Source organism: Nostoc commune NIES-4072, assembly GCF_003113895.1.
GTDB lineage: Bacteria > Cyanobacteriota > Cyanobacteriia > Cyanobacteriales > Nostocaceae > Nostoc > Nostoc commune.
The window spans coordinates 4,800,456-4,814,368 of the sequence record NZ_BDUD01000001.1; the positions used below are offsets into that span (position 1 = coordinate 4,800,456).

19 protein-coding genes are annotated in these 13,913 nt (G+C 41.2%); 12 read left to right on the forward strand and 7 right to left on the reverse strand.

The features are described 5' to 3' along the window. The 3 genes from CDC33_RS21305 to CDC33_RS21315 all read left to right on the forward strand — a co-directional run. The coding region (locus CDC33_RS21305) for a hypothetical protein (protein WP_244919303.1) at window positions 1-704 on the forward strand (704 nt) is incomplete at its 5' end. Window positions 705-827: 123 nt separating this feature from the next. Next, entirely contained in the window at window positions 828-1,928 is a 1,101-nt protein-coding gene (locus CDC33_RS21310; protein WP_109010525.1) for a D-alanine--D-alanine ligase family protein, read from the forward strand. A 358-nt stretch (window positions 1,929-2,286) separates the two neighbouring features. Beyond that, complete coding sequence (locus CDC33_RS21315; protein WP_109012656.1) at window positions 2,287-2,781, forward strand: hypothetical protein; 495 nt, start codon at window positions 2,287-2,289, stop codon at window positions 2,779-2,781. Between the two features lie 97 nt (window positions 2,782-2,878). On the opposite strand, the gene CDC33_RS21320 is transcribed toward CDC33_RS21315, so the two are convergent. Continuing rightward, window positions 2,879-3,151, reverse strand: coding sequence for a hypothetical protein (locus tag CDC33_RS21320; RefSeq protein WP_109010527.1), 273 nt, complete (start codon window positions 3,149-3,151; stop codon window positions 2,879-2,881). A 152-nt stretch (window positions 3,152-3,303) separates the two neighbouring features. Between CDC33_RS21320 and CDC33_RS21325 the strand changes: the two genes are divergently transcribed. The 3 genes from CDC33_RS21325 to CDC33_RS21335 are packed head-to-tail and all read left to right on the forward strand — an operon-like array spanning window position 3,304 to window position 4,169. Beyond that, the gene (locus CDC33_RS21325; RefSeq protein WP_109012657.1) at window positions 3,304-3,711 is read left to right on the forward strand and encodes a hypothetical protein; all 408 of its coding nucleotides are present in this window, start codon (window positions 3,304-3,306) and stop codon (window positions 3,709-3,711) included. Between the two features lie 18 nt (window positions 3,712-3,729). Then, the gene (locus CDC33_RS21330) at window positions 3,730-3,981 is read left to right on the forward strand and encodes a DUF6888 family protein (protein WP_109010528.1); all 252 of its coding nucleotides are present in this window, start codon (window positions 3,730-3,732) and stop codon (window positions 3,979-3,981) included. Then, entirely contained in the window at window positions 3,978-4,169 is a 192-nt protein-coding gene (locus CDC33_RS21335; protein ID WP_109010530.1) for a DUF6887 family protein, read from the forward strand. The genes CDC33_RS21330 and CDC33_RS21335 overlap by 4 nt, the downstream gene beginning before the upstream one ends. A gap of 54 nt (window positions 4,170-4,223) precedes the next feature. Here the strand turns inward: CDC33_RS21335 and CDC33_RS21340 are convergent, their stop codons facing one another. Further along, complete coding sequence (locus tag CDC33_RS21340) at window positions 4,224-4,406, reverse strand: hypothetical protein (protein WP_109010531.1); 183 nt, start codon at window positions 4,404-4,406, stop codon at window positions 4,224-4,226. 362 nt (window positions 4,407-4,768) lie between these two features. On the opposite strand from CDC33_RS21340, the gene CDC33_RS21345 reads away from it, so the two are divergent. The 3 genes from CDC33_RS21345 (at window position 4,769) to CDC33_RS21355 (ending at window position 6,853) form a co-directional block, all read left to right on the forward strand. After that, window positions 4,769-5,017 (forward strand): helix-turn-helix domain-containing protein, encoded by a 249-nt coding sequence (locus tag CDC33_RS21345; protein WP_109010533.1) that lies wholly within the window; start codon window positions 4,769-4,771, stop codon window positions 5,015-5,017. Between the two features lie 65 nt (window positions 5,018-5,082). Then, the gene (locus CDC33_RS21350) at window positions 5,083-5,739 is read left to right on the forward strand and encodes a hypothetical protein (RefSeq protein WP_109010534.1); all 657 of its coding nucleotides are present in this window, start codon (window positions 5,083-5,085) and stop codon (window positions 5,737-5,739) included. A gap of 340 nt (window positions 5,740-6,079) precedes the next feature. Further along, a complete protein-coding gene (locus CDC33_RS21355) occupies window positions 6,080-6,853 on the forward strand; it encodes a hypothetical protein (RefSeq protein ID WP_109010536.1) in 774 nt (257 codons plus the stop codon). 166 nt (window positions 6,854-7,019) lie between these two features. Here the strand turns inward: CDC33_RS21355 and CDC33_RS21360 are convergent, their stop codons facing one another. Together CDC33_RS21360 and CDC33_RS21365 are read right to left on the reverse strand one after the other, a co-directional pair. Continuing rightward, entirely contained in the window at window positions 7,020-7,793 is a 774-nt protein-coding gene (locus CDC33_RS21360; RefSeq protein ID WP_109010537.1) for an SDR family oxidoreductase, read from the reverse strand. A gap of 138 nt (window positions 7,794-7,931) precedes the next feature. After that, on the reverse strand, window positions 7,932-8,771 hold the full coding sequence (locus CDC33_RS21365) for a DUF8623 domain-containing protein (protein ID WP_109010539.1): 840 nt from the start codon (window positions 8,769-8,771) through the stop codon (window positions 7,932-7,934). Between the two features lie 85 nt (window positions 8,772-8,856). Here CDC33_RS21365 and murG point away from each other — a divergent pair, with 85 nt between their 5' ends. Both murG and CDC33_RS21375 read left to right on the forward strand, forming a co-directional pair. Then, window positions 8,857-9,930, forward strand: coding sequence for an undecaprenyldiphospho-muramoylpentapeptide beta-N-acetylglucosaminyltransferase (murG, locus tag CDC33_RS21370; RefSeq protein ID WP_109010541.1), 1,074 nt, complete (start codon window positions 8,857-8,859; stop codon window positions 9,928-9,930). 52 nt (window positions 9,931-9,982) lie between these two features. Further along, window positions 9,983-11,263: a hypothetical protein gene (locus CDC33_RS21375; RefSeq protein ID WP_109010542.1), complete on the forward strand. Its 1,281-nt coding sequence runs from the start codon at window positions 9,983-9,985 to the stop codon at window positions 11,261-11,263. 116 nt (window positions 11,264-11,379) lie between these two features. On the opposite strand, the gene CDC33_RS21380 is transcribed toward CDC33_RS21375, so the two are convergent. Continuing rightward, a complete protein-coding gene (locus CDC33_RS21380) occupies window positions 11,380-11,745 on the reverse strand; it encodes a VOC family protein (protein WP_109010544.1) in 366 nt (121 codons plus the stop codon). A 259-nt stretch (window positions 11,746-12,004) separates the two neighbouring features. On the opposite strand from CDC33_RS21380, the gene psbA reads away from it, so the two are divergent. Continuing rightward, entirely contained in the window at window positions 12,005-13,087 is a 1,083-nt protein-coding gene (psbA, locus tag CDC33_RS21385) for a photosystem II q(b) protein (protein ID WP_109007839.1), read from the forward strand. 139 nt (window positions 13,088-13,226) lie between these two features. Here the strand turns inward: psbA and CDC33_RS21390 are convergent, their stop codons facing one another. Both CDC33_RS21390 and mazE read right to left on the reverse strand, forming a co-directional pair. Further along, window positions 13,227-13,586 (reverse strand): type II toxin-antitoxin system PemK/MazF family toxin, encoded by a 360-nt coding sequence (locus CDC33_RS21390; RefSeq protein ID WP_109010545.1) that lies wholly within the window; start codon window positions 13,584-13,586, stop codon window positions 13,227-13,229. Next, complete coding sequence (mazE, locus tag CDC33_RS21395; RefSeq protein ID WP_109010547.1) at window positions 13,573-13,803, reverse strand: type II toxin-antitoxin system MazE family antitoxin; 231 nt, start codon at window positions 13,801-13,803, stop codon at window positions 13,573-13,575. The genes CDC33_RS21390 and mazE overlap by 14 nt, the downstream gene beginning before the upstream one ends. Window positions 13,804-13,913: the final 110 nt, after the last annotated feature.

Sequence of the window (13,913 nt, forward strand, 5' to 3'; positions counted from 1 at the left end):
TTTGTTATTTTGGCGTGTCTATAACGCACCTTACGAAACTACTAGAATTGAAACATAGTGCTAGTCATACTTGTGTGTACACCGTAGGCTTGAACGCACCCCAACTAATTGCTTGCAATATAGTTGGGGTGCGTTCAAAAGATCCAAGTTTTGACACTCTCAGGTCTAAAGACGCGCTCGTTTCCCACATCCCGCGAGGTTCTATGAAAAATTTAGTAAAATTAACAAGTTTTGGTACTATTTTATGCCCCTTATTTGTGGTAGGAACCTTAGCTGCTACAGCGCAAGTACAGCCGCCACAGCAACAGCCAGGGCCGATTTCTGCACCTAATGTAACACTGAATATACAACGTAGCAGTGGTACATGTCCTCAAACAATTGGACTGTGGTGGTTTGTTTTACCTTATGAAGGCGGTGCTGAACATACGGTAGTGGCAGATACTAGAGAATTTGCAGATGAAACTAAGTTAGTTTCATCTAAGAATAAGCGATTTGTCGAATTTGTTTCACCTTTACGCAGTAATTATGCTTCTTGCGTAGGTCAAACTCAAGGGCAAGAATATACTTTCTACAATGTAGAATTTAAGAATAAAAAAGCTTATTTCCGTGTGGATTTACGGAAATCTAATGTACCTAGTCGCCTAATTACTTACAAAAGTATAGTGGCTTCTCGTCCTTATGTCAGATGGGCGATCGCTGACTAACGCCTCAAATAGGAGAGTTGTTCTAGACAGGGTTTCAACAGCCAATAAAATAATATAGAAAAATATGGCAATTTTTGTAGGTTGTGATACGCTATCTGCTTGAGGAGTGTGGAGGAACCGAAAATGGCAAAGCTGCGCGTGGGGTTACTGTTTGGCGGTCGTTCGGGAGAACATGAAGTTTCGATCAATTCAGCACGGGCGATCGCTAAAGCCTTAAGTGCAGAGCAAAATGCTAATAAGTACGAAATACTGCCTTTTTACATCCAAAAAGATGGACGCACTCTTGCCGGAGAAGCACCCGAAAAGGTTTTAGCAACCGGCACTCCGCTACTGGAATCTGAAGAATCAACATCTGTTGGAAATCTCACATCCAACCCTCAAGCCCAAACCCTCAGCAAGTGGCAATCTCCCTCTCAAGTTGCCCAAGTAGATGTTTGGTTTCCCATTCTCCACGGCCCCAACGGTGAAGACGGGACAATTCAAGGGTTATTAACTTTGATGCAAGTCCCATTTGTGGGTTCTGGGGTGTTAGGTTCGGCACTGGGGATGGATAAAATTGCCATGAAAATGGCTTTTGAGCAAGCGGGACTACCACAGGTAAAATACAAGGCAATAACTAGAACGCAAGTTTGGTCTAATCCTTGCGTGTTTCCGAAACTGTGTGATGAAATTGAGGCAGCATTAGGTTATCCTGCTTTTGTCAAGCCGGCTAATTTGGGTTCATCAGTGGGTATTGCCAAAGTGCGATCGCGCCAAGAATTAGAAGCCGCTTTAGATAATGCTGCAAGTTATGACCGCCGATTAGTTGTAGAGGCTGGTGTCGTAGCGAGAGAAGTCGAGTGTGCCGTTTTAGGTAATGATCAACCCCAAGCCTCTGTCGTTGGAGAGATTACTTATGACAGCGATTTTTATGACTATGAAACAAAATATACAGAGGGTCGGGCAGATTTCCTGATACCTGCATCGATTCCAGATGCGATCGCTCGTCAAATTCAGGATATGGCTTTGCAAGCTTTTGCAGCTGTTGATGCTGCGGGGTTAGCAAGGGTAGATTTCTTCTACGTGGAAGCGACACAAGAAGTTTTTATTAACGAAATAAATACGTTGCCAGGCTTTACTGCGACTAGCATGTATCCCCAACTCTGGGCCCATAGTGGAGTGTCCTTTCCAGAATTAGTTGATCGGTTAATTGAACTTGCGATCGAAAGGCATTCTCCTAGCTGACAGACGAAATAACCGAACTGATTTCAGATTATTACGACGATAAGTCACAAGAAATACAGAACTTTGACAAAAGTTAGCCAGATTTAGTAGCATGTATTTTACAAAAAAAGCTACTTAAATCTGAAACTTTGTTACGGATACCTGATGCTTGACTCCTCCAGTACAATTTATGGACTAGAGGGGTACAAATCTGAAAGTAATCATGGAAAAAAGTCAGAGTGTACAGCGCGAGCCAACCCAACGAAGAAGGGCCACTCCAGAGCTGACAAACAGAAAATCGAGATTAAAACGAAGCTCGAACGTTCTGATATATCTGGTTGCACATCATCCTTGGCTATTGTTAACCGGGTGTTTAGCCATGTTTATAGGTGGTGGTGCTTTTGCCCTGTACAGCTTAGGTAATGCTGGACAGGTAACACAAGAAGAACCAGAAAAAATCCCGGTTATAGTTGAAGAACCAATCAATACGCCCTCTGAGAATAGTAATCCTACACCTTTATGGATGGTAGCTGCGATCGTCCTCAGCTGTGGTAGTGGTTGCTTGCTCATTTTCCGAATGCTCAACCGGACAAAGCAACCGCAAAAAGTCCAAAAACTGGTTAACCGTCATCAGGCACGCTTGGCACAGAACCATTCCCCAAGATTGGAACCTCGCCTTCCCAAGAGCCAACCAATCTATTTGCCACAGTCACAACTGATGCCCGTTATGCAGACGCGACCTAAAACAAAACATTTGGTAACGGTTCTGCCAGCAGAACACAAGCACCACTTGGATACGCGCACAGAATCTTTAGCAGATTTGATGGATCTTCGTAAAGATAGTTCATTGTCTGCAATTTTACGCCAGTCTTAAATTTCCTGTAAAGCAAAAACCTGTCAAAATAATATTTTTTGCGAATTAAGGCGCGGTTATACCGTGCCTTTACTAATATCTAGAGGCTAATTAACAGTTAAGCGATCGCAGCTTTGAAGTGCGGAAAACACCAAAATGAATAAGCAATTGCAGCTTTTGAATAAGCGATCGCAGCTTTTGAATAAGCGATCGCAGCTTTTGAATAAGCGATCGCAGCTTTTGAATAAGCAATTGCAGCTTTTGAATAAGCGATCGCAGCTTTTGAATAAGCAATCGCAGCTTTTGAATAAGCAATCGCAGCTTTTGAATAAGCAATCGCAGCTTTTGAATAAGCAATTGCAGCTTTTGAGAAAGCTACGCGAACGGGCATCCTACGGCGAACGTCTCCCCTTCTGCCAAGGCTATCCATCAGCCGGATCTTTCTCAACGTGGAAAGCAAAGGAATTTCTTGATGCTGAAAAAGCAGCAGTCTGTCCGGTTAAACTGATAAGGATAAAAATAGCAGATCGGGCAGTGAATAACATAGTGCGGTTAGTTTTAACAGCAATATTGCTGGTGCTAGTGACAGCTTGTGGCAGTATTGGACTGCTACCGACTAGCGAGTTAGTGCAAAAAGCGATCGCACTTGGGCTAGAGCAAACTCAACAAAAACTTAGCCAGCAGTTGGATCTAGATTTTCAAGGATTTGAAATCAAGCGCCTAGCAATTACCCAGGAAGAACCTCTAACGATTGAAAATTTACCAGCTTTCCACGTTCGGGGAACCTACGACTTAATTGTAAAGCTACCAAAACGGCGCTTAACGCAACCAAAAAAACCTTTTGATGTTTACCTGCAAATTCAGCAAGAAGGTAAAACTTGGCGATCGCTAATTCCAGAAAAAGGTAGTAAAGATACGCAATCAATTTGGCGTAGCTATCTCATCCAATAGAGACGGGGAACAGTAAAGATGCAACCTTTGTCTATTGTCTGCTGCCTAAAAAAGTGCGATCGCAACTCGCACACGATTAAATACGAGGTGAAATTGGAGCCAACACCAGAACAATTACGAAGCTTTTACCGGATGTCGGTGAGGATGAGCAATTTACTTCGGCCAATTAACTTAGTGCGGATGGACGAAAGGACAAAGCGTATAGTTATGCTGGTCGGAGACACAATAGAAATAGAAATTTATCCTAACGGGGAGGTCGTTACCAAATGATACAGCCCAATTTTGCGGATATGTCTGATACCGAGTTACGAGCTTACGTGTTGCAAAATCCTAACAACACTGAAGCGTTTCACGCATACGTTGATCGCTTGCACGCAGCGAATCCAAATCCACAACTAATGTCAATTGAAGAAGCCGAGGCTGAATTAGAGAGGATGGTTAACCAAGGTCAAAAATAGCAGCAAAGGGAGGAAAGAAGATTTTTCTTTCCTCTCTCTGCAATTCATCCATAACTACCAGCCACGAGCCTTAATAGCTTGGCAGTAATACTTCAGTGCTGTGCTACCAGGATTATCCTCACGATCAAGAATTTCCCGATCTTCCTTTTCCTCGGTTATTTTCTTGCCGCTATTAATGTTGTAGACTCTGTGTCCAACTGCCCGTATCTTGGCATCAGAACACGAAGGACGAAGCATATACTCATAAATACGTTTTCCTTCCTAAGATTTTACAAGTTGTTTTTGCCGGATGGCAAAAAACTGACCCAATAAAATACTGTATGGTTTGTGTGGAAGTAATTTTGACTGTAGTATATGTCTGGACTGGAGTTTGACGTTTTGCCTCATAATCAAGCATGGTCTTATGTTGGGCTATTTCGCTTCCTCAACGGTGCGACTTTGACTCTAAGAATTCACTTAAAAAACCTCCTTTGTTAAAGCAATAAATTTTACTATAAAAACACAAAATGCGCGTATTCACTGATGAAAACGGCAAATTTGCATAGTTAATATGTAGCAAATAATATAGCATCGGCTAGTGGATCAAGTTTAGAAGTTAAATGACTATCAAAAAACCCTTGGCTATCAACCAGCCAGAGGTGGGGCAGATCATTCATGATTTGCAGCTTGCCTTCGGGTTTACGCAAGAACAGTTTGCACCAACTCTCGGTGTGACATATACCACGATTAACCGTTGGGAAAATGGACGCTCTAAACCCTCGCCTTTGGCGATGGAGAAGATTGAGGGGATGTTGGAAAAGATGGGCGATAAGGGTCAGGATTTATTGACTAAGTATTTGTCGAATTAGTTTCTAAATCAGTTTTGTCTGGGCAAGTAAAATAAGATTAAATTACCAAATTAGTGAAGGAAAAGATGAAAATACAATCACTCTTTTTAAAGCTTTTACCAAGTCTCTTGATTCTCAATACATTAGCTTTATCATACTCACCAATATCAGCTAATACAACTCAGAATAAAGCTAAATTTCAACCACTTTCTCAAAAACAAGCATTAACCATAAATACTATATCTGCTCAAATATTTATTCATGATATTAAGAATAATCCTATTAATAATGCACAAGTAATATTAATTGGTAAGAATAATACATATTTAGAAAGTTTGACAGATAATAATGGTATAGCTGAGTTTAATATTAAGTCCCAACAAAATTATACTCTTTTAGTTGCACATCCAAATTTTGCAGGCATAATAGTTAGAAATTTTTCTCCAAAAAAGGATTCACAAAAAAAACTAGAACATAGAGGAAATGTTGGTTCTGTTATTTTTCCTGATAGCACTGGATACATTAAAGGTTTAAAAGGTCGTTTGAATCCCATTTTAGATACATTATATAGAACTTATATTTATGCTGATAATATAGCGGTGAATGGTGGTCAACAACAACCAGTAAATTTTGAAATTGGCAAACCACTAAATCTTGAAGATGCTGAAGGTTCTACCATGCAAATTACTATTCGATTTGCACAAGGTAATACTTTCCTTATTGAATTTTTAAAACCATCTTAGTGATTTATTTTAAAGTTAATCAATTGTATAGTTTGTAAAATAATTTTCATACATGGAATCAGCAACGCCCTTATTTTTTTGGCTAAGGTATTGCTAATACGAAGTATTTTTTATCTCACGCAGAGACGCAGAGGAGTGATCTAGTGCAAGTAGAAAAAGCATCACAAGCATTTGTGTTAATATTTTTCGGAAAAAGGTGACAAAGATACTCAAATTACCTGGTTTAGCTATCTCATCCCCAAATTAGTTTGTGCAATTAAAAAAACTATCACAATAATTTACGTATAACTGCTGTGGCATAGTCATGATCGAGGTATAGTTTCACTGGAGACAGGGCAAAATGTATATCAACTTTTTCATCAGTTCCATTGCTGGAATTGTGGTTGTGGTATTAACAGCTTTTGGCTTACTGCAATGGTTGCATATCCCTGCTGGTAACTTTCTTGATTGGGTAATTGGTGGTGCAAGCTTTTGGTGGTTGTTGGTAATTGTTACCGTCCCGTGGAATGTGCATTTTCAAGCTAAAGAAGTTTTAGCAGAAGCAGCACAATCTAAAGAGAAAAAAATTCCAGTCGATGAGAAACAAGTGAAGTATGTCACAGTGTTGGCAAAGCGATCGCTCTGGGTTGCCATTGCTTTACACTTATTCTCAGCCGTTGGTCTTTATGCTCTTGCTGCCACTGGTATTAGTACAGTTGGATATATAAGTTCTGGTGCAGCTTTGTTATTAACAATTCTCCGTCCAGCGATTCGGGCGTATGAGTATTTATATGCGCGGTTAGCGATGATTCGCCAAGAATGGAAGTATCCCCGCGAAGATATTGTTGAACTGCGCGATCGCTTCTCTATATTGGAACAAAAAATCCAGTCATTCGAGGAGCAACTCAACCCAGAACAATCTTATTCATTACCCGCAACTCAACAACGCTTTGCCGAAGAAACTCGTAAAGATTTAGCCAGAATTGCGGCTAACTTGGAAGAATTACGGGCGACAAATCAAACTGAACATGAGCGTTTGGCCAGAGAAGGAAGAAATGCGATCGCGCAACTTTCCACCGACGGGCAATTTCTCGATCATGTCCGCGAAATTATTCGATTTTTTAAAACCGCCTAATTTTTATTTATCAAGAAGGGAAAAGGTAAAAACATTGCAAGTGGCGCGAAATAATCCGTATCATCGCAAGACAAGTCGAAACCCCACTCCTAGTGTTGGGCTTGGTTTAATTGCGAATTGCGTTAGCGGAGCGGGGCGTTAGCCCATTGCGAATTGTGAATTGGTTTCATGTTCGCCGATTAACTAGAGTAGCGCTAGCTTGGTCAACAGGCATCAGCACAACTTCATTAATATTGACATGGGGCGATCGCGTCACACAGAAAAATATCACATCAGCCACATCATCTGCTGTCAGAGATTTAACTCCTTGGTAGACTTTGTTGGCGCGTTCAGTATCTCCGTGAAAGCGCACATTGCTAAATTCTGTTTCTACCATACCAGGGTCAACGGAAGTTACACGTACCCGCGTTCCCAACAGGTCTTGTTTTAAACCTTCAGAAATCGCCGTCACAGCAGCTTTGGTAGCACAGTAGACATTACCACCGGGATAGGTTTGATGTCCAGCAATGGAACCTAAATTGACCACATGACCGCGATCACGGCTTACCATTCCCGGAACGACATAGCGGGATACGTAAAGTAAACCCTTAACGTTAGTATCAATCATGTCTTCCCAGTCTTGAAAGCTGCCTTCGTGCAACTTGTCTAAACCACGACTTAGACCAGCATTGTTAATGAGAATGTCGATGTCAGACCAGGCAGAGGGTAGAGTAGAAATGGCTTCTTCTACAGCATTGCGATCGCGCACATCTAGTTGTAATAAATGAATTTCAATACCAAATTCTTTAACGAGAGTATCTGCTAGCTGCTGCAAACGTTCCAGTCGTCGTGCCGCTAGGATTAGTTTTGCACCCGCACCAGCGAAGATCCTCGCGCAAGCAGTACCAATACCACTACTTGCACCAGTGATTAAAATGATTTGATTTTCTAGCGAAGTCATTAGGATAGTTAGGAGTGAGAAGTTAATAGTTATGAATTATGAAATAGTACAAGTTTCATAGTTCATAATTTATCATCACAGACGCGATTAATCGCGTCTCTACTCCTAACTCTTGTACAGACGCGATTAATTGCGTCTCTATTTCTTCACCACTCGCAGGCGCTGAGTTACCATCGTCATCCCATTACCGCGCAGGATGACAGCAGAAACCCACTGATTACCAGGGGTAGATGGTGCTTGTGCGGTTTTAAACAGTCCGCCAGATGTTAGTAATTCCAAATCCACGGATGTAGGTTTGAGAAATTTATCTGCTTGTATGGGTTCCTCTAGCGCCGTTCCTAGTAGAAAATCATCACCAAGTGGCTCTTGGACGATCGCATCAAAACTATACTTCTGACCAACCACCACCTGCTGTGGTAATTTAATATCAATTTGGGGCGGCTTGTTGCCAGAGGTAACTTGGGTGCGTTCTGACAAAATGTCTTGGCGGACTATTTTTCCGCCTGCAATGCGCTGACGCGATTTAATTGTGGCATTGAGAGTCGAATTATTATTGTTAGCGGAAGGTAAGCCAGTTATCTTCGTTTCAGTTTCCGCAATAATTCCATTGCCTTCAGGTTTTGAAGATAGCAGTTTTGTACTGTATTGCAATTTGGGATATCGTTGCCAAAGTGAAGTCAAAGACTTTTGCAGGGTTTGCAGGTTTAATCCATCCCCATGAGTGAAATTGGGGCTGTAGAATTGCAACACCCCTTTGACATCGCCTTGACTAGCGGCTGCATCAACTTGTGTCAACAGGTTTTTCACATCGGCTGGTGCATTTTGGGCTGTACCAGCTTGGACTAACTGTTGTGGTGTCGCCGCTTGAGTACGTTGCCAACCACTTGTTAAACCAAGGGTTAGCAGGAATGAAACTAGCCAGATACTAGCTGGAAATCTGAGTTGTCGTCTCAATAAGGCGGTAATAATGTTTGTCATTGGTTAAGAGTTTACTGATTTGATGAGAGAAAGTAAGGAAATTGTTTTATCTTAGTTAAGCTAGACGCTAAACGGTAGAGGTTTGATGGCAAACGCACCGATACGATTATTAATAGCTGCCAGTGGGACTGGTGGACATTTGTTTCCAGCGATCGCACTGGCACAAAAATTGCCAGATTATCAAATCGAATGGCTGGGAGTACCCAATCGGCTAGAAACTGAACTTGTCCCTAAAGAGTATCCCTTGAATACTATTGCAGTTGAAGGGTTTCAGCAAGGGTTTGGAATTTCCTCTATTCGCATTTTGGGTAAACTGGCTGGTTCGATTATAGAAGTCAGACGAATTTTGAAGCAGAGAAATTTTCAAGGGGTGTTTACCACAGGGGGTTACATTGCCGGGCCAGCCGTCATTGCGGCGCGTTCCCTTGGTTTACCTGTGGTTTTTCACGAATCTAACGCAATACCTGGTAAAGTAACTCGCTTTTTTGGCCCTTGGTGTAGTGCAGTAGCCTTGGGATTTGAAGTAGCTGCTAAGTATTTGCCTCGTGCTAAAAATGTCTGTGTTGGTACTCCAGTGCGATCGCAATTCCTCGATGGGGCAATTGATGCACCCTTAGATTTAGCTATTCCTGATGGTGTCCCTTTAATTGTCGTATTTGGTGGTAGCCAGGGCGCAGTTGCGGTTAATAAGTTGGTGCGTGAATCTGCAAAGGCTTGGTTTGATGCTGGTGCTTATGTAGTACATTTAACTGGCGATCGCGACGAGGAAGCAGATAGCCTTAAACATCCACAGTACATAGCCTTACCTTTTTACAACAATATGGCAGCATTGTTGCAACGAGCTACTCTTGCCATTAGTCGTTCTGGTGCTGGTAGCTTGACAGAATTAGCAGTGTGCGGAACGCCAGCAATTTTGATTCCTTACCCCTTTGCTGCCGAAGACCATCAATCTTATAATGCAGACGTATTTACTTCATCTGGTGCGGCGTTAACACTAAAGCAGTCAGAGTTGACGCCACAAATATTGCAAAGTAATGTGTTGAATTTGTTGCAGTCACCAGATGAATTAGCAAAGATGGGAGAAAAAGCTCATGCGATCGCAGTTCCCGATAGTGCCGAAAAATTGGCGCAGTTAGTGCGTGAGGTGATAGAAACTTAAAAAATTCAAAATGGAAGATACTAAGAGATAATAGGAATTTATTCCTTAAGTTATGAATATCTTATTTAACCAAAAATTCCGTATCACAGTAGGTTGTGCTGCCTTGTTGCTTGTCAGTTTAGCCAGTAGCCATTTATATACTCAGTTAAAAACTAAACAGATAGCCCAACAAGATAATTTTTTTACTCAGCAAGAAAATTTTACCCCATTTAAATCACAGATTTTTCTCACCTCAAATCGAATTTTCGACAAGCAAAATGATTTTTCATCTCAACAAAATTTATTAGCCGCATCTGCACCCTATCCAGTTGTCGATGAGTTCAAAAAATATAAATTTAGTATTAATGGCAGCCAAATTGTAACTCCAGTCAAACTACCTAGTAGTAAGGTTAACTTCAATCAAAAAGATTTGTTAACCGTTCTCGTTAATACTAGAAGATATTTTCAAGATTATAGTTCAGAAGACCCAGATATTCTGCGTACAGGGATGCTTGCTACTCAAGGCGTTACTGTTCCAGATGTCATCAATACTTTAAATTTCATGATTGTTGTCTTAAAGGAGGATATTGCTAATAATCGAGCTACTCGTTTACAAGACCCCAAGTTTATCAATTCCAATTTTCGAGTTATTAAATGGACTGCTTATAACCCAAAAGACAAAAAACAGAAACAATTAAGAATTACCAAATATGCTGTGTTTACTCACCCCGGTTCTCGCAAGAAAACCTCTACTTTTAATACACCAATTTATAGTTTAAAAGACAACTCTAATAACGATAAGTTTTACACTAGATATACAAAGCAAGATGTTTTATCAGGTATTTATGAACCAGGCGGTAGAGAATTTGGAAAAGTTACAAGTCTCGCTTATCTAACCAGAAATGGTTTAGAAGAAGCAATAATGGAAGGAACGATACTGATTAATTTTACAGATGGTTATAAGGCATTTTTTAATGTAGATAGAAATAATGCAATGCCTTATATTCGCGGATTAAAAGCAACAGCACAAAAGCGTTATTGGTATTTTAGAGAAGTTGATGCTATTAAAGGGTATGGATACAAAATAGATGCCAAAATATCTATTAAACCCGGAGTTACTTTTGCTGGGGATGTTTTAAATATCGGTTTAGGCAAAGTGATTGTGATTGAGCATACTAAAGCTGGTCGCAAATATCTGCAAATGGGAGTCCTCGCAGATACAGGCGGAGCCTTTTTACCCAATCTTTATCAACTCGATTTTTTAGCAGGTATATTTAAGAATAAAAAAGAATTTGGGCAGAATATCAGCCAATTGCCGGAGTATGCTACAGCATATTTTTTAGTAAAGAAGTAATAGAGATATGAGTGAAAAACGGATGTAGAGACGTACTACTGCTACACCTCTACAAGGGTTCTGGGTAACGTATATTTAATTTCTGGAGTCTAATGCATTGAGTTGATCTCAAAAATCTATGCACGGGTCAACAATTCTAAGTTGTGGCCATCAATGTCATAGAAATAGAAGCCACGACCTTTGTTCCAGTGGTTAATTTGTCCTTTATTTTTATGCATGGGGTCGCTACTGTATTCAATACCTGCCTCTTTCACACGGGCAAATATTGTATCAAATTCTTCATCACTGACATGGAACGCATAATGATGTTGCTCGAACGCTTCAGCGTCGGCGAAGTCGAGCGTCAGTGAATCATTTATATGCACAGCAGCGAAGTGACCAACGGGAACCTCTACCTCTAAACCAAAAATCTTTGCAAAAAACCTCGCCGATGCTTCTTTATCGTATGCAGGCACTATGGTGTGATTTAGAGTAATTGTCATCTCACACCTCCCCTCCTAATTTTGGTAGTAAATTGATCTCAACTTTCTATTCAGAGTCGATAACAACAATCCTCCTTTCTATTTTATCTTTTGGGCGCTGACATCAGCATAAATCTATTATATAAGTAAAGCTAATAACGTATATCAGGTTTACTGAAGTAATAAAACTTGATTAAAAATTGTAAAGCATTGTAAAGTAGTTTCACAGGCAAAGACTTTACCGCCTGATTCATAAACAACTAACCGCACTTATAAAACCATGACAGCAACCTTACAACAGCGCTCAAGCGCCAACGTATGGGATAGATTCTGTGAGTGGATCACCAGCACCAACAACCGTATTTACATCGGTTGGTTCGGCGTAGTAATGATCCCCACCCTACTAGCCGCCACCGCTTGCTTCGTAATCGCCTTCATCGCAGCACCTCCAGTAGACATCGATGGTATCCGTGAACCAGTTGCAGGTTCCTTAATATACGGAAACAACATCATCTCTGGTGCAGTAGTACCTTCCTCCAACGCCATCGGTTTACACTTCTACCCAATTTGGGAAGCAGCATCTCTAGATGAGTGGTTGTACAACGGTGGCCCTTACCAATTGGTAATCTTCCACTTCTTGATCGGCGTATTCTGCTACCTGGGTCGTGAATGGGAACTATCCTACCGCTTGGGTATGCGTCCTTGGATTGCGATCGCATATTCTGCTCCAGTAGCAGCAGCAACAGCAGTATTCCTCGTATACCCAATCGGACAAGGTTCATTCTCTGACGGTATGCCTTTAGGTATCTCCGGAACCTTCAACTTCATGATCGTGTTCCAAGCAGAACACAACATCTTGATGCACCCCTTCCACCAACTAGGTGTAGCAGGTGTATTCGGTGGTTCACTGTTCTCTGCAATGCACGGATCTCTTGTAACTTCTTCACTAGTTCGTGAAACCACCGAAACCGAGTCACAAAACTACGGTTACAAATTCGGTCAAGAAGAAGAAACCTACAACATCGTTGCAGCCCACGGCTACTTCGGTCGTCTAATCTTCCAATACGCTTCATTCAACAACAGCCGTTCACTGCACTTCTTCTTAGCAGCATGGCCTGTAATCGGCATCTGGTTCACCGCCTTGGGTGTAAGCACAATGGCGTTCAACTTGAACGGTTTCAACTTCAACCAATCAATCATTGATTCAAGCGGTCGCGTGATCAGCACTTGGGCTGATGTAATCAACCGGGCTAACCTGGGTATGGAAGTAATGCACGAGCGTAACGCTCACAACTTCCCCTTAGATTTGGCTGCTGGTGATGTTGCTCCTGTAGCAATGAGCGCCCCTGCTATCAACGGTTAATTCTGAAGTTTAACTAAATTAAAAAGCGCTCTTCCAAAAGGAGGGCGCTTTTTAGCGTAAATATAGAAGCAATATTCTTATTACAGAAAAGCGATCGCCTTTGCCTCACTTGAATCTCTATTTTTATTCCCTAATACCCCTAAACCACAAATCCCAGAACTACATTTAAAGCTGTATGAATAAGTTCCCAGTACTCTGACTCCAGCACACCTACCAAACCTAAAATACGACTATTGTCAACAGCACGAATTTGCCCAACATCAATAAAACGGTCTTGATCTAGTCCATTATTTGGTGTTGCTTTTAGATTAACAACGTAGGGGGCTTGTTTACTTCCGGGTCGAAATGGCATGACAATTGTGAGCAACCCATACTGATTCATGATGTCATTTTGCACTATCAAACAAGCGCGAATTTTTTTTGCTTCAGCCCCCACTGTTGGATCAAGATTCACCCAACGTATTTCTCCTCGCCGATAAGTTAAATTACTCCCTGGCATCTATGCCATCTCCAGCAAGGCTATCCCAAGCAGCAATTTCAACTTGATATTCTGGATCTTCAGCATCCTGCTTGAGGGTTGCAATCATTTCTGCTGCCAAAATTTGGCGGCGGTGTTCTGCCAGTAGTGTATTAATGTATGCACTACGATTTCCTTGTGCATACTGATCTACAAATTGCAGAATGTCTTCTTCTAAGGTAATTGTGACTTTGAGCATCTATAATTAATTTTTCGTATTACTATTTAGTATGATTTTATCATCATACTAAAATTTGCTAAACCTATACACCTAACCTATATAGCAATACGGTTCAGTTAAGGGCTAAT